This window comes from Streptomyces sp. NPDC093094 (assembly GCF_044754345.1).
Taxonomy (GTDB): domain Bacteria; phylum Actinomycetota; class Actinomycetes; order Streptomycetales; family Streptomycetaceae; genus Streptomyces.
The window spans coordinates 25,888-45,036 of sequence record NZ_JBIVOX010000034.1; the positions used below are offsets into that span (position 1 = coordinate 25,888).

Consider the following 19,149-nt stretch of genomic DNA (forward strand, 5'->3'; position numbering starts at 1 on the left):
GCTGGGGGGCGGACATGGGGCAGTCGGAACCGGCACCGCGGCGGGTGTTCGCCGACCGGCTGGGCGAGCTGCTGGCACTGGCGGCGGACCTTCCGGTCAAGAGCGCGGTGGCCGAGGCCAACCGGCGCCGTCCCGCCGGGCGGGGCCGGCCGATCTCGGGGCGCCGGGTCAGCGACTGGAAACAGGGCCGGCACCTGCCCGAGTCGGAGGTGGCGTTCCTGGTCCTGGTCCGCGTGCTGATCGAACACTGCCGCGGCCGGCGGATCCCTGCCGGCGAGGTCGGTGCGGGACTGCTGGACGAGGAGCAGTGGCGGCGCCGGCTGCGGGCCGCCCGCGCCTGCCCGCCCGAACCCGGGCCCCCGGTCCGGCCGTCCCCCGTACAGGATCGACGGACCGGGCGGGCGGCGCCCGGCCCGGGTCGGCGGGAGCCGGACCGGGGTACCCCGGCAGTGCCCGTCCCTGATCGTGGTGAGCGGCCGGTGCGCCCCCTTGCCGTCGGCCCGACGGACATCGGCCGGGGCCTGTCCGGTGAGGTGCACGCGGGCAGAGGTGGCCCCCGCAGCTCGCCCACGGCATCGGTCCTTCACCTGACCGGCGCGCATGCCTTGACCGTGCACGCCCGCGGAGCACTGCCCGGGCGGGAGGACTTCGTCGGGCGCGCGGCCGAACTCGCCGCTCTCGCGGAGCGGATCGGGGCCGCGGCGAGCGGCACCGGATCCGTGGTGCTGCTCACCGGCCCGGCCGGCGTCGGCAAGAGCACCCTCGCGGCCGAGGCGCTGAGCCGCCACGCCGATCCCGCGCGCTTCACCGTCGTACGGGGCCAGTGCCCCCGAGACGCGGTGGCGCCACCGCTGTGGCCCTGGCGGCGAGCGCTGCGCCTCGCGGGAGTCGTCCCCGGGGAACCGGCGCAGCGAACTGCCGCGTCCGCGCCGGGAGCCGGGGCCACGACGGAGCAGCGGCCGTGGGAGGCGACGGAGCCGGCCACCGCGGCAGCGGCGCGGTTCCTGGAACTGGCCAGGGCGGGTGAGGCGCTGGCCGCGGCGGCCTGCGAACGCCCGCTGGCCGTCCTGCTGGAGGATCTGCACTGGGCCGACACCGCCAGCCTCGACCTGCTGCGGCAGGTGACCGGAGAGGCGGCCGGGTGCGGGCTGCTGGTGCTCGGCACCTTCCGGGAGCCGGCCTCCGAGGAGACCGCCGGAGCGCTCGCGGACCTGGGCCGCTCCCAGGAGGCTGCCGTGCTGCGGCTGGCACCGTTCACCCGGGAGGAGGTCGCGCAGTGCCTGGGTGAGCAGAACGCCGCGGATTCCCACCGGCGTACCAGGGGGCTGCCGCTGCTCGTCGCGGCGCTGCGTGCGCACGCGGCCGATCTCAGCACCGTCGTCAGCGGACTGCTGACCGGGCTCACCGCCGAACAGCGGGACGTCGTGCGTGCCGCGGCCGTCCTCGGTGAACGGCTGGATGCCGTCCAGCTCGCCGCGGTCCTGCCGGAGTCGGGCGAGACCGTCGTCGCGCAGGCGCTGGCGGCGGCCTGGCACGCCGGTGTCCTCACCGCGGCGGAGACCACCGATGCCGGACGCACGTATCACTTCACGCACGATCTGGTGCGCGACGAGGTGCTCGGCCGGACCGTCCCCGCCGTCGCCCGTGCCCTGCACCGAGCCGCCGCGCGGGCACTGGAGCAGACCGGGGACACGGCCGAGGCGGCCCGCATCGCGGCGCACTGGCGACGGGCGGGCAAGGAGCCCGGCCACCGTGCCGCCGCCGCACACTGGTCCCGGATCGCCGCGGATCAGGCTCGTGAACGGCATGCCTACGCCGATGCCGCCCGGCATCTGGCGGACGCCGCCGCCGTACTGGGCCCGACGGACCCGCAACGTGCCCCGGCACTCGTCGAGCTGGCCCGCGCCGAGTACCTTGCCGGGCGCTACGACATCAGTCTGCGTCACTGCACCGAAGCGGCCGGCGCGGCGAACGAGACCGGCCGGCCGGACCTGCTCGCCGAGGCCGCCCTGGTGCTGCGGGGCGTCACCTTCCCGCACGCCTCGCGGACGATCAGCCGGCTGTGCAGGGCGGCGCTGGCCGTCGAGGATCTGCCGGGCGCGGTGCGTGCCCGGCTGCTCGCCCAGCTCGCCACCGCTTCGGCCGATCTCGGCTCACCCGGGACGGCGGCCGGGCATGCCCGCGCCGCCCTCGAACTGGCCGAGGTCACCGGTGACCCGCGGGCCGGACTCGACGCGGCCCGGGCGATGGAGATGACCCTGGTCCGTCCGGACGACTCCGCCGAACGCCTGCGGCTGGGTGAGCTGTCCGTGTCCCGCGCCGAGCAGCTCGGCGACCCGCTCGCCGCGGTGCTCGGTCACGAGTGGCGCATCCAGGTCGGGTTCCTGCTGGGGCGGCTGGATCTGGTGGACGAGGCGATCCGCGGTGTCGAGGCGATCGCGGCCGGGTCCGTGATTCCGCTGGCCCGCTGGCATCTGCTGCGTGTCGGCGCCGCCCGGGCCGTCCAGGAGGGCCGGTTCGCCGCTGCCCGCCGCTGCAACGAGGACGCCGCCGAACTCGCCCTGGCCGGCGGGGACCGGACCGCGATCGGCATGAGCCACGTCCTGTGCCAGCAGCTGGCTCTGGTGCGCGGCGACCCCGCGGAAATGCCCGCGGAGATGTGGCACGACCTCGACCGGGCGCCGGGGCAGCCGCTGATCCTGTCCTTGCGGGCACGGGCGCTGTTCCTCGCCGGGCGGCTGGACGAGGCACGGGATGCCTACGCCCGGCTGCGCCCGCTGCTGCCGGTCCCGATGACGCACCCGGCGTGGCCGGCGGTGCTGCTGCACCTGGTCGACCTGATCGGCCTGATCGGCGATGCCGAGGCCGCGCGGCTGGTGTACGACCAGCTTGCGCTGTTCCGGCCGTACCCGGGAGCGCTCGGCACTCCCACGGCGTACTTCTCCGGTTCGGTCAGCCGCGAACTGGGCCGTCTCGCCCTGGTCGCCGGCCGCCCGGCGCAGGCCGAGGAGCTGTTGCGCGAGGCGCTGCTGCGCAACCGGGCCCTCGGCGCACGGCCGTACGTGGCGCTGACCTGCCTGGATCTCGCCTTCGTCCGACGCGACCGGGGTGCCCTGGAAGAGGCGGCGGCCCTCGCCGGGGAGGCGCTGGTCATCGCCGGTCAGCTCGACCAGCCCGGCCCGTCCGCTGCCGCCGTGCGCCTCATCGACGAGATCGCCGCCCTGCGGGCCGACGCCGGCCCGCTCGCTCCGCATGGACGCGAGGTCGCGGAGAACGAACGGGCCGAGCACCTCACGGGCCGGACACAGGGCAGGGTGAGCCCTTCCTGAGTCCGGTCTCCGTGCGGCCGTCAGGTGCGCGGGGTGCGGCGGCCGCCTCGGCGGCTGGAGCCCCGGGTGCCCGAGCCGGGGGTGCTGCCCGTGGTTCCGTCGGATGCCGTTCGGCGGGCGGCACCGCGGCCGCCGGCCGCGGAGGCGGTGCCGGAGGTTTTCGCCTTGGCGCCCGTCCGGCGGTCCGGGGTGCCGCTTCCCGTGCCGGTCGTCGCGCCGGCTGCGCCGTTGCTCCTGCGGCGGCGGCTGGGGCGGCTTCCGGGCTTGCGGTCCTGGCGGGAGGCCGACGGGGTCGCCGGCGGGGGGACCTCGATCGTCACCGCCACGCCGGAGGGCTCGCGGGCGCCGGTGATCGTGGCCAGTTCCTCGTCGGCGGAGGTGATGCGGGCCGTGCGGGGGCGGATGCCCGCGTCCGACATGAGGCGGGTCATGTCCCGCTTCTGCTCGGGCAGGACCAGGGTGACCACGCTGCCGGAGCCGCCGGCGCGGGCGGTGCGGCCGCCGCGGTGGAGGTAGTCCTTGTGGTCGGTGGGGGGATCGACGTTGACGACGAGGTCGAGGTCGTCGACGTGTATGCCGCGGGCTGCGACGTTCGTCGCCACCAGGGCGGTGACCTGGCCGTTCTTGAACTGTTCCAGGGTGCGGTTGCGCTGGGGCTGGGAGCGGCCGCCGTGGAGCGCGGCCGCGCGGACGCCGACGGCCAGGAGGCGCTTGGCGAGGCGGTCGGCGGACCTCTTGGTGTCGAGGAAGAGGATGACCCGGCCGTCGCGGGCCGCGATGCGCGTGGTGACGGCCTTCTTGTCGGTCTCGTCCTGGATGTGGAGCACGTGGTGCTCCATGGTGGTCACCGCTCCCGCGGACGGGTCGACGGAGTGGACCACGGGGTCGGTGAGGAACTGCTGCACCAGGCGGTCGATGTTGCGGTCCAGGGTGGCCGAGAAGAGCATGCGCTGCCCGTCGGGCCGTACGCGCTGGATCAGCTTGGTGATCTGCGGCAGGAAGCCCATGTCGGTCATCTGGTCGGCCTCGTCCAGCACCGTGATGGCCACGTGGTCGAGCACGCAGTCGCCGCGGTCGACCAGGTCGTTGAGCCTGCCGGGTGTCGCCACGAGCACTTCGGCGCCGCGGCGGAGCGTGCCGGCCTGCTTGGTGATGGACAGACCGCCCACCACGGTGGCCAGGCGGAGGTTCACGGCGGTCGCGTACGGGGTCAGGGCGTCCGTGACCTGCTGGGCGAGTTCCCGGGTGGGGACCAGCACGAGGGCGAGGGGGGCCTTGGGTTCCGCGCGCTGTCCTGCCGTGCGGGCCAGGAGGGCCAGGCCGAACGCGAGGGTCTTGCCGGAGCCGGTGCGGCCCCGGCCGAGCAGGTCACGGCCGGCGAGCGAGTTGGGCAGGGTGGCGCCCTGGATGGGGAAGGGCGTGGTCACGCCCTGCGCCGCGAGGGTCTTCAGCAGCCCGGCGGGCATGTCCAGGTCCGCGAAGTCCTCGACGGCGGGAAGTGCGGGTGTCGTGTTCTCCGGCAGCCGGAATTCCTTCGGCGACGACGCGGACGGCCGGGGCGACGCGGCGGCGCGTCGGTTCGGCTTCTGGGGCCTGCGGGACATGCGGTGATCTGCCTTCCTGGTCATAGCACAAACCGGGGTCCGCACCATGGTGGTGCGGACCCCGGTCAGCGGATACGCGTCCGGTGATCAGGCGGGGACGATGTTCTCCGCCTGCGGGCCCTTCTGGCCCTGCGTGACGTCGAAGGTGACCCGCTGGCCCTCCTGGAGCTCACGGAAGCCCTGGGTCGCGATGTTCGAGTAGTGGGCGAAGACGTCGGGGCCGCCGCCGTCCTGCTGGATGAAGCCGAAGCCCTTTTCGGCGTTGAACCACTTCACGGTTCCCTGTGCCATGACCTTCTCCTTTGGTAGGCAGAGGCCCCATCCGGAGACGCCGGTAAAACAAATAATGCGCCTGAAGGATAAACATTCCCGTCAGGCGCACATAGGTTCATGGGTACCACAACTGCAACTCCTAAACCATAGCACGGTTCGGCGGCCGCGTGGTGGATCACCCTGGTGCGCGGGCCGGGGCCCGGGTCAGCGGACGGTCTCCGCGGCGGACTGGTCGGTGGCCGCCGGCACGGGCGGGGCGCCGTCGGTCTGCTGCAGTTCGACCAGGAGCTGGTTCTGTCCGGCCAGGAGTTCGGTGAGGATCCGGCGGGCCGCGCGAAGGAGCTCGGCCACGTCGCCGCCGGCGAGTGCGTAGCTGACGGTGGAGCCCTCACGGATGGACACGACGATGCCGGCCCGGCGCAGGACGGCCAGCTGCTGCGAGAGGCTCGACGGTTCGATCTCGATGTCGGCGAGCAGGTCCCGCACCGCGACCGGCCCGTGTTGCAGCAGTTCCAGAACCCTGATGCGTGCCGGGTGCCCGAGCATGCGGAAGAACTCCGCTTTCGCCTGATAGAGAGGGACTCGCATTGCGATCTTCCTGCCGGTCGGGGATGGCTTCCCGTGGCGCGGTGGTGCCGGAGCGGCCGCGCCACGGGTCCTCTCTGCTCATCTTGCTCGGGCCGGGCGACTCTCGTTCATGAGTTGGAATTCTTCCCATGTGATGACTTGAAGAATTCTTCAAGTCACGAGCATGCGTCGGCCCGGTTCTCGTGGCCGGGCTAGACCTCGAGTTGTTCTTCGACCCGCTTGAGCTGGTGGCGGGCCATGGCCAGGTTCGAGCGGGCCTTGTCGATGACGAGGTAGAGGAACAGGCCGTTGCCGTTGCGGCCGGTCACCAGCCGGATCAGGTGGTACTGCCCGCCGAGCGTGATCAGGATGTCCTCGATCTCGCTCTGCAGGCCCAGGTGCTCCATGGTGCGCACCTTGGCGCGGACCACGTCGGTGTTGCCCGCCGCGGCGATGTTCAGGTCCAGGTCCTTGCCCCCGCCCAGGGTGCCCAGGGCCATGCCGCTGGTGTAGTCGACGACGGCCGCGCCCATCGCCCCCTCGATCCCGGTCATCATTTCCTTCAGCGACACTTCCACGCTCGCCATGAGCGCCTCCCCTTGGTTGTCGGCTGTGACGGGTCCCGGTCGGCGACCCGTCCCGTGAAGCACCGTAGGTCGGTCGGCCCGATGGAAAGCGGGTCTGCTCGGGAATTACTCGGAATGATCAATATGGATATCGAGTTGATCGATTCGGACCGGAGGCAGGGGGCGGACTCGGCCGGTGACATCCGGCCACGTTCCTGGGCCCGGGGGCTCCGGTTGACCTTGACACGGTGGCAAGGGCTTCACTGCGGTCCAGGAGGTGGTCCTGGTGGTCATGTCAGGAGAGACAGCCGGTGTCGTGCGTGTTCTTCGAGGACTGGAGAGCGGCAGTTCCTCGGCCCGGCTGCGGGCGGCGCTGGAGGCCGGGTCGGGGCCGGACCCGGGGTTCGTCGGGAAGCTGGTCGAGCGGTGCGCCGTCGAGCCCGAGTTCTTCGTACGGGAGATGCTGACCTGGGCACTGACCCGGCAGACGGCGGCGACGACGGTCCCGGTGCTGGTCGGTGAGGTGCGTTCGGGGAGCGCCCGGGCCCGCAGCCAGGCGCTGCACACGTTGTCGAAGATCGGGGACCGGCGGGCATGGACGGTGATCACCCCGGCGCTGCTGTCCGACGCCGACGACGACGTGGCGCGCAGTGCCTGGCGGGCCGCTGTGGTGCTGGTGCCCGAAGGGGAGGAGCACGGGCTCGCCCTGGGGCTGGCGACGCAGCTCGGGCGCGGTGGGCACGAGACGCAGCTGAGCCTCAGCCGGGCGCTGGTCGCGCTCGGCGAGACGGTGCTGCCGGTCCTGGGCGCCGCGGTGTCGGATCCCGATCCCCGCGTGGGCGCGCATGCGATCGCCACCGAGCGGCTGTGGCACGACCCGGACGCGGGCTTCGCGTCCGCGGTCGAGGAGGCGAAGCGCGCCGTGGCCCTGCGGGGACGGCCGGAAGGGGCGGTGGGCGGTGCTGATCGGTGAGGTCGCACGGCGGTCGGGGGTCAGTGCCCGCATGCTCAGGCACTACGAGTCCCTCGGTCTGGTCCGGCCGACCGGGCGTACGGGGTCCGGGTACCGGGAGTACTCCGACGAGAACATCCGGCGGATCTTCCACATCGAGAGCCTGCGGTCCCTGGGGCTGTCGCTGAGCGACGTCGGGCGCGCGCTCGGCGATCCCGGTTTCGCGCCGGCGGAGCTCGTCGACGACCTGGTCCGGCGGACGCGGGACCGTATCGCGGCGGAGACGGAGCTGCTGACGCGGCTGCGCCGGATCGGTGCGGCGGAGCCCTCCGGCTGGGAGGACGTCCTGCAGATCGTCGCGCTGCTCCAGGGGCTGGGGTCCAAGAGCGCGGGGACGCGGCAGCGTGCCGCCCTGTCCGCGGCCGAGGAGGCGTCCGTGCCGGTGGAGGCGCTGGTGGAGGCGGTGCTGAACGAGTCGGAGCCGAATGTCGCCGGGGCTCTTCGGTGGGCTCTGGCCCAGTCGGGCGAGGACGGGGCGGCGCTGCTGGCGGAGGGCCTCGGCTCGTCCTCGGCCGAGGTGCGCGAGCGCGCCGTGCGGTCCCTCGCCGAGATCGCGGGCGACGAGGCGACGGCGCTGCTGCGGGACGCCCTCGGGCATCCCGACGGCGTGGTGCGCGGGTACGCGGCCCTGGCGCTCGGGGAGCGCGGGGTGGCCGACGCGGTCCCGGTCCTGGTCGACATGGTCGTCGAGGGGATGAACGACACCGACGCCGCCGACGCGCTGAGCGCGCTGGCGGGTGATCCCGTCTCGGCGGACCGGATCGCCGCCGGGCTCGTCGGCCGCCTCGTCCGGGGCCCCGTGGAGGCTGCTGCGCGCCGGCGGCTGACGCAGGCGCTCGGGGACGTCCCGGGGGACACCGCGTCGCGGGCCCTGGTGGATCTGGCCCGTGACGAGGACCGTGCCGTCGCGCTGACGGCGACGTATCTGCTCGGGCTGCGCGACGGGGTGTAGCGGCCCGGTCCGGCGGGCCTGTGCCCACGCGGGGGCGGCCGGCAGGGACCGGGCGCCGGTGTGCACCCGGCAGGTGCACCCGGTCGGTGACCTCCCTGGCCGGGGTCCCCGGCGCGAACGGCGCGGCCGCTCCCGGACCGGGCGGCGGATTTCGGGCCGGGAGGCAGGTCCCGGACCGGGAGGCAGGTCCCGGACCGGGCGGCGGGTCCCGGACCGGGAGGCAGGTCCCGGACCGGGAGGCAGGTCCCGGACCGGGAGGCAGGTCCCGGACCGGGAGGCAGGTCCCGGACCGGGCGGCAGGTCCCGGACCGGGCGGCGGGGGTGTCCGCGCCGGTGGACGTCCGTGCCGAGGGACGACGCGCCGCCGGACGCGGTGGTGCGGGCCCGCCGGGCGGTCCGGACCGTCCTGCTCCGCCGGACCGTCCGGTTCCGCTGCGTGCCCCCGGCGATGTCGCCCGGGGCGCGGCCTGTCCGCCGGTGCGGGGCGGCGCGCGGCGGACGCGCCCGGCTCAGGCGCTCATCCGCCAGGAGTGCGGGAAGCCGTAGGGGGGCCGGTGGTCCGGGCGGTGCCAGCGGGCGGGCAGGGTGCGGGGTGCCGCCGGGCGGTGCCCCGCGCGCCGGGCGGCCGCACGGGCCAGAAGAACCGCCGTCAGCGCGGCCAGCTCCTCGGGTTCGGCCTCGCCCTTCTCGATGCGCAGGAACTCGTCGTCGCTCATGTGGGTCTCCGTCCTGGTCGCTGCTTGCCCGGCAGCATGCTCAAAGGGCGGACGAGAACCGCTGGAGGATCACTGGGGCAGCAGGCGGTGGGCCAGTTCGCCGATCAGGTCGTCGCCGGTGTAGGGCGCGAGCACCTCGGGGACGGTGAGGTCGTCGAGGATCATCCCGGAGACGGCGAGGTAGAGCAGCACGACGTCGGTGCGGTCGCCGGGCAGGCCGGCGTCCAGGTGGAAGCGGACGTTCTCCTCCAGCACCTCGGCGCGGTTCTTGGTCAGTTCGCGCCCGAGTTCCGGCCGGCGGGTGCTCTCCAGACGCAGTTCCAGCATGGCGATGTAGCCCGCCCGGTCGGCCTCCATACGGGCGCGGACCTGGCGCAGCAGCAGGGCCACGAGATCGGCGGAGGGCTCGGCGCGCATGATCTCGGCGACCTGGTCCGGGTCGGGCGTGATGCGTTCGTGGGTGCGCCGCATGATCTGCAGGAGCAGCTCGTCGCGGTTGCGGAAGTAGTTGGAGCAGGTGCCGACGGGCACGGCCGCCTGGGCGTCGACGGCGCGCAGGGTCAGGCCGCGCGAGCCCTCGCGGGCGAGCACCTCGATGGCCGCGTCGAGGAGGGCGTTGCGGCGGGCCGGGTTCTGTCTCATGGGAACCTCTCCGAAGGCGTTGACACCACTTCAAGTGAAGTACTACATTCAAAGCACTGCACGAAGTACACCGCAACGGCCTCCGAGGAGTCAAGATGCGAGTACGTTCCTTCGACCGTTCCCCGACCATGACGTTCGCGCAGGTCGGCCGTGGTGGACGCGACGGGTTCGGCGCCCGCGCACCCAAGCCGCGGTCCGTCCCCCGCCCCCGTCCGCTCCCCAAGCCGGGCACCCGGCGGTGAACCGCCGCCCCCTCCGCCCGGCACACGAGAAGAGCCGTCGGCCCCGGTGACACCCGGGACCGGCGGCTCTTCTCCTTTGCGCCCTCTGCGGCGCTCGTCCAGCGCTCCTCCAGCGATCCTTCACCGGTTCTCCGGCGGGTGCCGGGACGGTGGCCGGCGACCGGCAGTCGCCGGCACGTCGTCAGGAGGCCGCCATGACCGCGCAAGTGTCCGAGCCGTCGGTGCTGTGGAAGGCACCCGCGCCGCCCGGCCGGATCCGGGGCCGGTCCGCCGCCGCGCTCGCGGTGATCGCCGGCTGCAACGCGATGATCCAGCTCGACGACCCGATCGTGAACATCGCCCTGCCCGGCATGCGCGAGGGGCTCGGGCTGTCCGCCGTAGGCGCCTCCTGGGTGATCAACGCCTACCTTCTGGCGTTCGGCGGACTGCTGCTGCTGGGCGGCCGGGCCGGTGACATCCTGGGCCGCCGCAAGGTGTTCCTCGTGGGCGTCGCCCTGTTCACCGCCGCCGCCTCGGTGCGCGGGCTCCTCCCCTCCGCCGAGGCCCTCGTCGCGGTGCGCGCGGTGCAGGGCGCGGGTGCCGCGCTCGCCGCGCCCAGCGGGCTCGCGCTGCTGCTGAGCACCTTCGGCGAGGGCGCCTCCCGCAAGCGCGCCATCGCCGTGTGCACGGCCGTCGGCGCGGTCAGCACCGCCGGCGGACTGCTGCTCGCCGGTGCGCTCACCTCGCTCAGCTCCTGGCGCTGGGTGCTCTTCCTCGACGTACCGCTGGGTCTGGCGATCCTGCTGCTCGCGCCGCTGGTGCTGGACGAGACCCCCCGCCACCGCGGCCGGTTCGACCTGGCCGGGGCGCTGCTGTCGGCGCTGGGCGCCGCCTCGCTGGTGTACGGACTCGCGCAGGCCGCCGAACGTCCGTGGAGCGACCCGGTCGTCGTCGGCTGCGTGGCCGGCGGACTCGCGCTGCTGGGGGTGTTCGCGGCCGTCGAGCGACGTGCCCGGCAGCCCGTCGTGGCGCCCCGGCTGTTCGCCGACCGCTCCCGGCTGCTCGCCTATCTCGGCACGCTCGCCGTGCCCGGCGCGCTGATCGGCACGTACTTCTTCCTCAACCAGTACTTCCAGCAGCAGCACGGCTGGTCGGCGCTGGCCACCGCCTGCGCGCTGCTGCCGCTGCCGGTCACCATGGCCGTCACCGCGACCGTCGCCGTGCGTCTGGAGCAGCGCACCGGCGCACGCCGGATGTGGGCCGCGGGCGCCGCGCTGCTGGCGTCCGGGAACCTGTGGCTGGCCACGCTGGAGACGGACGACGGGTACGTGGTCGCGGTGCTGCCGGCGCTGGTGCTGCTCGGCGCCGGCATGGCCCTCAGCGTGCTCCCGCCGACCGTGCTCGCCACCTCGGGGCTGCGCGGCGACGAGGCGGGAGCCGCGGCCGGCGTGCTGAACTCCCTCCAGTCCGTGGGTGGTTCGATCGGCCTGGCCACCCTCGTCATGGTCGCCACGCACACCGGCGGCATGGCGGGCGGCTTCACCGCCTCGGCGTCCTTCGCCGGGCTCGTCCTGCTGGCGGCACTGCTGCTGGGGCGCCGTCGCTGACCCCTGCCGGGGAGACGATCCGGACGGGGCGGGGCCGGTACCGCACGCAGCGGACCGGCCCCGCCCCGTCCGGCGCCCCTGGCCTCCGGCCCCGGGGCCGGAGGCCAGGGGTCGTGGCCTGGGCCGAAGCCGGGGGCCGGGGATCGTGACCAGGGCGGGGGCCTGTACCAGGCGCGCCCAGGGCTGGGGCCAGGGGCCGCGCCCGTGGCCGAGGCTGTGCCCGCCCCCGTGGCCAGGGCCAGACCGTGCCCGTGCCCGTGCCCGGGGCCGGGGGCAGGGCCGGAGCCGGAGCCGGAGCCAGGGGCCGTGACCGTGACCGGGGCCAGGACCAGGACCGGAGCCGGAGCCGGGGGCCGTGACCGTGACCGGGGCCAGGACCAGGACCGGAGCCGGAGCCGGGGCCGAGGCCGAGGCCAGAGGGCCGGAGCCGGGGCCGAGGCCGAGGCCAGAGGGCCGGAGCCGGAGCCGGGGCCGTGACCGTGACCGGGGCCAGGACCAGGACCGGAGCCGGAGCCGGGGCCGAGGCCGAGGCCAGAGGGCCGGAGCCGGAACCGGGGCCGGGACCGGGGGCCGGGGGCGGAGCCAGGACCGGGGGCGGGGGCCGGGGGCGGTCGTGCTCCGGTCGTCTCCCGGCCGCGTTCTGCATTCGTGATCGTCCGCCGAACCGGCCCATGTGGAGCAGGACTTGAGCGGTCCTCCAGGGCCTTGAGCGAATCTCCAAGGAACCTCTCCCGGATCTGAAGGAGTTGCGCATGGAAGGCACCGAGGAATCGCTCCGGCGCGAACTCTCCGAGTGGCGCGGGTGCGGTACGGCGCGGGATTTCCCGTACGACGCGGTGATCGCCCGGCTGCGCCGGGTCGGGAAGCACTTCCTGTCCGGGGCGCTGCTCGGGCTTCTCGCCGAGTGCCGGGACGCCCTCGGCGGACGGACGGGGCAGGAGGCGCGGGACGTCTTCCTCGCCCGGTTCCTCGACGTCGTCCTGGACAAGTACGACGACCGCTACGACTACCCGAGCTACACCGCGCTGCCGCTGCTGCGGCCCACCGGACCCGAGGAGCCGGCCGGGCTGCGCGACCGTACGGTCCTGCTGCTGCTCGCCGACCTGGTCCGCTTCGAGCGCCTGGCCCTGGAGGGCACCGCGGCCCACCCGGACGGCATGCTCCCCGACGCCCAGCTGCTGGGCAAGCGGCTGCGGCTGGCGGTACGGGTGATGGAGCCGGCCGCGCTGCGCGTGCTGGACGGCGCCGTCGACCCCGTGTCCGTCGCGGCCACTCCGGGCCGCACCCCGGCCGGTGCGCTGGCCGACGCGGTCCTCGCCGACGCGGACACCGAGGAACGGCGGATGCTGCTGACCAGCGTGCAGCCGGTGTACGTGCTGCACGACGAGTACCTCTTCCTGCGGGTGCTCCAGTCGTTCGAGACGACGTTCCGCTTCATGTCGCGGACCCTGGACCGGGCCGTCGGTGTGCTGCGCGGCGAGTGCCCCGGCGACGCGGCGACGCTGATCGCCTCGGTCGCCGACGTACTGCGCGAGTCGCTGCCGCTGTTCTCGCTGCTGGCCACCATGCAGCAGGCGTCCTTCCAGGAGTTCCGGCAGTACACGGACGGTGCCAGCGCCATCCAGTCCGAGGGCTACAAGACCTTCGAGTCGTACTGCTCCACCCCGCTGCGAGCCAGGCTCGACTCGCCCGCGTTCACCTCGGTACCGAAGGTTCGCGAGGCGGTGCTGGCCGGCCGCGACACCGTGCAGGACACCTGGGAGGACGTCATCTCCAGCGGCTGGCTGACGGAGCCGGACGCCGCCGCCGTACGCGCCGCCGCGCAGCAGCTGGAGGCGGTGCACCAGCGCTGGAAGCAGACCCACTACCGACTGGCCGTACGGATGATCGGCGCCCGCAGCGGAACCGGCGCCACGGAAGGCGTGCCGTACCTGAAGTCGGTCGTGGCGAACCGGCTCTTCCCCGCGATGCAACCGACACCCGCCCTCGAACAGCAGCCCGCCGCGGGCTGAGACCGAGCCGACCGAAGGACACCGAAGCTCATGACCAAGCGAGCCACCACCGGACGTCCGGGGGCCGCCCGCCGCGCGCTGAACCCCGACGCGTCCGACCGCCAGCTGGTCTACGAGTTCGACCGGGGCAGCAACTACGAGGAGGACACCCGCCTGACCACGGCGCTGTCCGCGCTGGTGCCCGAGGACCTGCTCGTCCACCCCGACCAGCGGCTGTTCCAGAGCGTGCACCTGATCACGGAGTACGCCTGGGCTGCGATGCACCACGAGATGTGCCGGGCCGTCGAGCTGCTGGGCGCGGGCGACTTCCTGCTGGCCACGCAGGTGCTGGAGCGCGCGGCCGCCCTCGGCCGTATCCCGGTGCTCGCGCTGAACACGCTGGTGGAGCATCTGCCGCAGACCGCGCTGCTGGCGATGCGCGAGACGTTCCCGGAGAACACCACCGGCCTGGACTCCCCCGGTGCGCGCAATCTGCGCCGGGCCTCCCAGCCGCTGTGGCATGCCTTCACCGAGGCGCTGGAGCGCGTCGCCCGTACCCCCGAGGACCTCATCGCCGTGCAGGGCCGCACCGCGCCGCCCGCCGACGGCGACCGGGCGGCCGTCGAGCTGGCTCTCGTCCGGCAGGCGCTGATGCGGCTGGACGCCTCCGTCGGCGACTGGAAGCAGCTTCATCTGCGTCTGGTGTGGGGCCAGCTGGGCGGTCACCCGGAGGCCGAGCCGCTCACCGGGCCGCACCCCGCCGCCGACGGCGCGGAGGGCGGCGGCTGTCCCGTGCTGCCGACCAGCCTGCGCGGGGAGTCGACGCTCAGCCTGCGCAAGATGGCCCGCCGCACGCTCTTCCCGCAGCTGTGGGAGTCCGTGGACGCCACCTACCGGCGTCTCGTCCCCGCCGAACCCGCGTCCTGACCCACGACGAAGGAACCCGCCATGACATCGACGCTTACCCCCGACGGCACGCCCGTGGAGTTCACCGCGCTGGTGCGCACCGCCTGGGCGGAGGGCCTGGGCCACGAGGAGTTCCAGGACGACGAGAACTTCTTCGAGGTCGGCGGCCACTCGATGTGCGCCGTGCGGATCGTGCGCGCGCTCAAGGGGCGCCTCGGCGTCCCGCTGACGGTGCGGCAGTTCTTCGCCCGTCCGACCGTGGCCGAGCTGGCCGGGTACCTCGCGGAGAACGTCCCGGCGGCGGGACAGGACCCGGCGGACGCGAAGGCCGGGGCGTGATGGCCCGCACCGCGTCCGCCGCGCAGCTGGAGATCTGGCTCGCCGACCGGTGCGAGCCCGAGTCCGGCCGCTACAACATCCCGTTCTCGCTGGAGTTCCGCGGCCGTCTCGACGAGCACGCGCTGCGTGCCGCGCTCGCCGACGTGCTGGTGCGCCACCCGGCGCTGGCCGGACGGTTCGAGACGGCGGGCGGCGAACTGCACCAGGTGCCCGAGCCGTACGCCGTCGTCCCGCTGCACGTCGCCGAGCGCCCCGGCCGCTACGACCGGGGCGCCGCGCTCGCCGACGCCTCGCAGGCCGCCGGGCGCCCGCTGGACCCGGGCACCGCGCCGCTGCTGCGCGCCGAGGGGGTGCGTCACGAGGACGGGGCGCTGGTCACACTGACGGTGCATCACATCGTCGCGGACGGGCGTTCCGTGGAGGTGATCGCCGAGGATCTGATCGCCGCCTACCGGGCCCGCGCGATGGGCGGCGACCCCGGCTTCGCGCCGGTGGTGACGCCCGAGCCGCGCCCGGCGCCGCAGGCTCCCGACCCGTACTGGTCGGGGCTGCTGGCGGGTGATCCCGCGCTGCTCGGCCCGCTGCCGGACCTGGTGCGGCCCGAGGACGGGCTGCGGGGCGCGGCCGGGTTCACCGAGCGCCCGCTGTCCGCGGGCCGGCTGGCCGCGCTGCGTACGCTCGCCGCCCGCGAGGGCGTCAGCCCCGCCATGGTGCTGCTCGCCGTGTGGAGCCTGCTGCTGCACGCCTGGTCCGGTGAGGAGGACGGGGTGCTCGGCATGCCGTTCGCCGGACGCGACGAGCCCGGCACCGAGGACGCGGTGGGTCTGTTCACGCGTGTCCTGCCGGTGCGTACGGCGCACGAGGCGGACCGGCCGTTCGGTGACTGGGCCGCCGCGCTCGGCGAGCAGGTGCTGGAGTCGATGGAGGCGCACGCCGAGGCGGGCGACCCGCCGCCCGGCTCCACGCCCGTGTACTCGGCCGTGTTCCTGCACCAGCCGCGTCCGGCCGCGTCCTGGAGGATGCCGGACGCCCGGGTGCGGCTGCTGCACCCGCAGACCGCGGTGGCCAAGTACGACCTGGCGTTCGCCGCCGTCGAGGCCCCCGACCACCTCGTACTGCGCATCGACTACGACCGGGCGCTGTACGCGCCGGCCACGGCCGAGCTGATGGTGCGCCAGATCGACCAGGCGCTGCTCGCCGCCGCCGGGCCGGACGCCACCTGCCAGGACGTCCTCACCGCTCTCACCTCCCCCGTCTCTCCTGTTTCCCCCGTCTCCCCTGCCGCCCCCGTCTCCCCTGCCGCCCCCGCGGCTCCCGCCGTCGCGCCGGCCGCCGTCACGGTGCCGGAGCTGGTGCTGGAGCAGGCGCGGCGGGCGCCCGACGCGGTGGCGCTCGTGCACAACGGTGTGCGCGTGACGTACGGGGAGCTGGTGCGCGAGGCCGCCCGCAGGGCGCACTGGCTGCGGGTGCGGGGCGTGCGCACCGACGACATCGTGGCGCTGCTGCTGCGGCCCGGCGTGGAGACGGTGACCACCATGCTCGCCGTCGGCCTGGCCGGGGCCGCGTATCTGCCGCTCGACCCCGCCTACCCCGACGCCCAGCTGCAGATGGTCGCCGGTGACGCCCGGCCGCGGCTGATGATCGCCGAGCCCGACGAGTGCCACCGGGTCACCGGACTGCCCGTGCACACGCCCGAGGAGGTCAAGCGGCTGGCCGCCCCGATGCCGGTGACGCCGCCGCAGACCTCCGCGGGCCCCGACACCGCGTTCAACGTGCTGTACACCTCCGGCTCCACCGGCCGCCCCAAGGGCGTGGTGCTGCACCACGGCGGTGTCCTGCGGCTGATGCACCGCCCCGAGTTCGTCCCGCTGGGTCCCGACGACACCGTCTCCCATCTGTCCCCGCTGAACTTCGACGGTGCCACCTACGAGATCTGGGGCGCCCTCACGCACGGCGCGCGGCTCGCCGTCCTGGACAAGGAACTGGTGCTGAGCCCGCGCGAACTGCGCACCGCCGTACGGGAGCTGGAGGTGACCACGCTGCTGGTCACCACCCCGCTGCTGAACCGGCTGATCGAGGACGCGCCCGACCTGCTCCAGTCGCTGCGCCGGGTGTACTTCGGCGGCGAGATCGTCTCCGTGCCGCACATCCGCAAGGCGCTGCGCTGGGCGCGGCCCGGGACCCTGCTGCACAGCTACGGCCCGACGGAGAACTCCTTCACCTCCTCCTGGCATCCCATCGAGGAGGTCCCCGAGGGTGCCCGGACGGTGCCGATCGGGTCCGCGGTGCCGGACACCCGGCTGCATGTGGTGCTGGAGGGCACGCTGACGCCCGCCCCGCCGTACGTGCCGGGCGAGCTGGTGCTGGGCGGGGCGGGTGTGGCCCGCGGCTATCTCGGCGACCCGCGCCGCACCGCCGAGCGGTTCGTGCCGGACCCGTTCGGCGGTGAGCCGGGGGCCCGGCTGTACCGCACCGGGGACCGGGTGCGGTGGGCGGCCGACGGGCGGCTGGAGTTCATCGGCCGCGCCGACAACCAGGTCAAGATCCGCAGCCAGCGCGTGGAGCTCGGCGAGGTGGAGTCGGCGCTGCGCGCCCACCCCGAGGTGCGCGGCGCGTTCGTCACCGCCCGGGTCAACGGCCGCGGCGAGAAGGAGATCGTCGGGTACGCGGTGCTGGACCGCCCGGCCGCCCTGGACTCCGTACGCGCCCATCTGCGCACCGCGCTGCCGCAGTTCGCGGTGCCGGCGCATCTGCTGGCGGTGGCCGAGCTGCCGCTGACCGCGAACGGCAAGATCGACCGCAAGCGGCTGCCCGCGCCGCCCGACGTGGCGGCGGCCCCGGTCGCGCCCGCCGCCGTGGCGGCTCCCGTGCCGGGGGCCGGGGTGACCGGTGCGGTGCTGACGGCCTGGCGCGAGGTGCTGCCCGGCGGCGCATTCGGCGAGGACACCAACTTCTTCGACGCCGGCGGCCATTCGCTGCTGCTGGTCAAGCTCCAGGACGCGCTGCGGGCCGCCACCGGCGACGCGCCGTCCGTCGCCGAACTGATGCGGCACACCACCGTGCGCGCCCAGGCCCGGCTGCTCGGCGGCGGCGCGTCCGCGCCGGCCGAGCGGCCCGCCGCCGCGCCCGCGCCGCGCCGGACCGGCGGCCCCGCGGGCCGGGGCGCGGACGACGACGCGATCGCCGTGATCGGGATGGGCGCGCGGTTCGCCGGGGCGGGCAGCCTGGAGGAGTTCTGGGACAACCTGGAGGCCGGGCGGGACTGCTTCACCGAGGGCCCCGGGCCGGTCGTCACCGAGCACGCCGACGGCACCCGCCGGGTGGCCCGCTGGGGCATGCTCGCCGACGGCACCGGCTTCGACGCCGGACTGCTGGGCTTCTCCGCCGAGGACGTGGCCGGGGGCGACCCGCAGCAGGGCGTGCTGCACGAGGTGCTGTGGGCGGCCGTCGAGGACGCCTCGCTGCGCATCGGCGACATCGCGCGGCGCACGAGTCTGTACGCCGGGTGCCCGCGGTTCGTGCGCACCGACGGCGAGGCCCGCGTCGACGACGTCGTCAACGCCGACCCGACCTTCGCCGCCTCCCGCTTCGCCTATCTGCACGACCTGTGGGGCGAGGCGCTGATGCTGGACACCGCCTGCTCCACCGGCCTGTACGCGGTGCACCTGGCGTGCCGGGCGCTGCTGCGCGGCGAGAGCGACTACGCGCTGGCCGGGGCGGTGTCGCTGGACGGCGCGTCCGACGGCTCGTACACCTTCCGGCCGGGGCTGCTGTACGCCGAGGACGGGGTGTGCCGGCCCTTCGACCGGCGGGCCACCGGCACGGTCGGCGGGTTCGGCGCGGGCGCGCTGCTGCTGCGCAGGCTGTCCGACGCCGAGCGCGACGGCGACCCGGTGCACGCGGTGATCCGGGGCAGCGCCGTCAACAACGACGGCCGGGCGCGCGTCGGGTACTCGGCGCCGGGCGTCGAGGGGCAGGCGCGGGTGATCCGCCGGGCCCTGGAGTCGGCCGGGGTGAGCGGCGCGGACGTCGGCTACGTGGAGGCGCACGGCACCGGCACCCGGCTCGGGGACGCCATCGAGGCGACCGCGCTGGGCGAGGCGCTCGGCACGGACGGGCCCGCGGTGGCGGTCGGCTCCGTGAAGGCGTCGGTGGGCCACTGCAACACGGCGGCCGGTGTCGCGGGGCTGATCAAGACGGTGCTCGCGGTGGGTCACGGGGTGCTGCCGGCCACCCCGAACGTCGGCGAGCCGATCGACGAACTGGCCCGGCCGGGCGGCCGTTTCGGTCTGCTCACCGAGAGCCGCGCCTGGGACTCCCCCGCCGGCCGGCCGCGTACCGCGGGCGTCAGCTCCTTCGGCGTCGGCGGCACGAACGCGCACGTGATCGTGCAGGAACACGTACCGGAAAGGGTGTGAGCTCCG

15 protein-coding genes are annotated in these 19,149 nt (G+C 74.7%); 9 read left to right on the forward strand and 6 right to left on the reverse strand.

Annotated features, from left to right (window positions below):
• Positions 1–14 precede the first annotated feature (14 nt).
• A complete protein-coding gene (locus ACIQGV_RS38275) occupies positions 15–3,329 on the forward strand; it encodes an ATP-binding protein (protein WP_402503777.1) in 3,315 nt (1,104 codons plus the stop codon).
• Positions 3,330–3,349: 20 nt separating this feature from the next.
• On the opposite strand, the gene ACIQGV_RS38280 is transcribed toward ACIQGV_RS38275, so the two are convergent.
• The 4 genes from ACIQGV_RS38280 to ACIQGV_RS38295 form a co-directional block, all read right to left on the reverse strand.
• Positions 3,350–4,933 (reverse strand): DEAD/DEAH box helicase, encoded by a 1,584-nt coding sequence (locus ACIQGV_RS38280; RefSeq protein ID WP_402503780.1) that lies wholly within the window; start codon positions 4,931–4,933, stop codon positions 3,350–3,352.
• 87 nt (positions 4,934–5,020) lie between these two features.
• Complete coding sequence (locus tag ACIQGV_RS38285) at positions 5,021–5,224, reverse strand: cold-shock protein (protein ID WP_252425628.1); 204 nt, start codon at positions 5,222–5,224, stop codon at positions 5,021–5,023.
• Between the two features lie 186 nt (positions 5,225–5,410).
• Positions 5,411–5,794 (reverse strand): ArsR/SmtB family transcription factor, encoded by a 384-nt coding sequence (locus ACIQGV_RS38290; protein ID WP_402503782.1) that lies wholly within the window; start codon positions 5,792–5,794, stop codon positions 5,411–5,413.
• Positions 5,795–5,985: 191 nt separating this feature from the next.
• Entirely contained in the window at positions 5,986–6,360 is a 375-nt protein-coding gene (locus ACIQGV_RS38295; RefSeq protein WP_402503785.1) for a hypothetical protein, read from the reverse strand.
• A 271-nt stretch (positions 6,361–6,631) separates the two neighbouring features.
• On the opposite strand from ACIQGV_RS38295, the gene ACIQGV_RS38300 reads away from it, so the two are divergent.
• Together ACIQGV_RS38300 and ACIQGV_RS38305 are read left to right on the forward strand one after the other, a co-directional pair.
• A complete protein-coding gene (locus tag ACIQGV_RS38300) occupies positions 6,632–7,312 on the forward strand; it encodes a HEAT repeat domain-containing protein (protein ID WP_402503787.1) in 681 nt (226 codons plus the stop codon).
• Entirely contained in the window at positions 7,299–8,303 is a 1,005-nt protein-coding gene (locus ACIQGV_RS38305) for a HEAT repeat domain-containing protein (RefSeq protein WP_402503789.1), read from the forward strand. Before ACIQGV_RS38300 ends, ACIQGV_RS38305 begins: the two co-directional genes overlap by 14 nt.
• Positions 8,304–8,812: 509 nt before the next feature.
• Here the strand turns inward: ACIQGV_RS38305 and ACIQGV_RS38310 are convergent.
• A complete protein-coding gene (locus tag ACIQGV_RS38310) occupies positions 8,813–9,019 on the reverse strand; it encodes an acyl-CoA carboxylase epsilon subunit (RefSeq protein WP_402503792.1) in 207 nt (68 codons plus the stop codon).
• Between the two features lie 69 nt (positions 9,020–9,088).
• Entirely contained in the window at positions 9,089–9,661 is a 573-nt protein-coding gene (locus ACIQGV_RS38315; protein ID WP_402503795.1) for a TetR/AcrR family transcriptional regulator, read from the reverse strand.
• 95 nt (positions 9,662–9,756) lie between these two features.
• Between ACIQGV_RS38315 and ACIQGV_RS38320 the strand changes: the two genes are divergently transcribed.
• The 6 genes from ACIQGV_RS38320 to ACIQGV_RS38345 all read left to right on the forward strand — a co-directional run bounded on the left by ACIQGV_RS38320 (position 9,757) and on the right by ACIQGV_RS38345 (position 19,143).
• Complete coding sequence (locus ACIQGV_RS38320) at positions 9,757–9,903, forward strand: hypothetical protein (RefSeq protein ID WP_402503797.1); 147 nt, start codon at positions 9,757–9,759, stop codon at positions 9,901–9,903.
• 194 nt (positions 9,904–10,097) lie between these two features.
• The gene (locus ACIQGV_RS38325) at positions 10,098–11,489 is read left to right on the forward strand and encodes an MFS transporter (RefSeq protein ID WP_402503799.1); all 1,392 of its coding nucleotides are present in this window, start codon (positions 10,098–10,100) and stop codon (positions 11,487–11,489) included.
• Positions 11,490–12,241: 752 nt separating this feature from the next.
• Positions 12,242–13,501 carry a tryptophan 2,3-dioxygenase gene (locus tag ACIQGV_RS38330; protein WP_402503800.1) on the forward strand — a complete coding sequence of 420 codons (1,260 nt, stop codon included), beginning with the start codon at positions 12,242–12,244 and terminating at the stop codon, positions 13,499–13,501.
• A 30-nt stretch (positions 13,502–13,531) separates the two neighbouring features.
• Positions 13,532–14,407, forward strand: a complete 876-nt coding sequence (locus ACIQGV_RS38335) for a hypothetical protein (RefSeq protein WP_402503802.1) — start codon at positions 13,532–13,534, stop codon at positions 14,405–14,407.
• Positions 14,408–14,428: 21 nt separating this feature from the next.
• Complete coding sequence (locus ACIQGV_RS38340) at positions 14,429–14,725, forward strand: acyl carrier protein (RefSeq protein ID WP_402503805.1); 297 nt, start codon at positions 14,429–14,431, stop codon at positions 14,723–14,725.
• Positions 14,725–19,143, forward strand: coding sequence for an amino acid adenylation domain-containing protein (locus ACIQGV_RS38345; RefSeq protein ID WP_402503808.1), 4,419 nt, complete (start codon positions 14,725–14,727; stop codon positions 19,141–19,143). The genes ACIQGV_RS38340 and ACIQGV_RS38345 overlap by 1 nt, the downstream gene beginning before the upstream one ends.
• The last annotated feature ends 6 nt before the right edge of the window (positions 19,144–19,149 follow it).

Bases quoted from the DNA above. Each gene is read 5' to 3' on its own strand.
- ACIQGV_RS38310 (WP_402503792.1), bottom strand. From the start codon at position 9,019: ATGAGCGACGACGAGTTCCTGCGCATCGAGAAGGGCGAGGCCGAACCC.
- ACIQGV_RS38295 (WP_402503785.1), bottom strand. From the start codon at position 6,360: ATGGCGAGCGTGGAAGTGTCGCTGAAGGAAATGATGACCGGGATCGAG.
- ACIQGV_RS38290 (WP_402503782.1), bottom strand. From the start codon at position 5,794: ATGCGAGTCCCTCTCTATCAGGCGAAAGCGGAGTTCTTCCGCATGCTC.
- ACIQGV_RS38275 (WP_402503777.1), top strand. From the start codon at position 15: ATGGGGCAGTCGGAACCGGCACCGCGGCGGGTGTTCGCCGACCGGCTG.
- ACIQGV_RS38345 (WP_402503808.1), top strand. From the start codon at position 14,725: ATGGCCCGCACCGCGTCCGCCGCGCAGCTGGAGATCTGGCTCGCCGAC.
- ACIQGV_RS38335 (WP_402503802.1), top strand. From the start codon at position 13,532: ATGACCAAGCGAGCCACCACCGGACGTCCGGGGGCCGCCCGCCGCGCG.
- ACIQGV_RS38315 (WP_402503795.1), bottom strand. From the start codon at position 9,661: ATGAGACAGAACCCGGCCCGCCGCAACGCCCTCCTCGACGCGGCCATC.
- ACIQGV_RS38285 (WP_252425628.1), bottom strand. From the start codon at position 5,224: ATGGCACAGGGAACCGTGAAGTGGTTCAACGCCGAAAAGGGCTTCGGC.
- ACIQGV_RS38280 (WP_402503780.1), bottom strand. From the start codon at position 4,933: ATGTCCCGCAGGCCCCAGAAGCCGAACCGACGCGCCGCCGCGTCGCCC.
- ACIQGV_RS38340 (WP_402503805.1), top strand. From the start codon at position 14,429: ATGACATCGACGCTTACCCCCGACGGCACGCCCGTGGAGTTCACCGCG.
- ACIQGV_RS38320 (WP_402503797.1), top strand. From the start codon at position 9,757: ATGCGAGTACGTTCCTTCGACCGTTCCCCGACCATGACGTTCGCGCAG.
- ACIQGV_RS38300 (WP_402503787.1), top strand. From the start codon at position 6,632: ATGTCAGGAGAGACAGCCGGTGTCGTGCGTGTTCTTCGAGGACTGGAG.
- ACIQGV_RS38325 (WP_402503799.1), top strand. From the start codon at position 10,098: ATGACCGCGCAAGTGTCCGAGCCGTCGGTGCTGTGGAAGGCACCCGCG.
- ACIQGV_RS38330 (WP_402503800.1), top strand. From the start codon at position 12,242: ATGGAAGGCACCGAGGAATCGCTCCGGCGCGAACTCTCCGAGTGGCGC.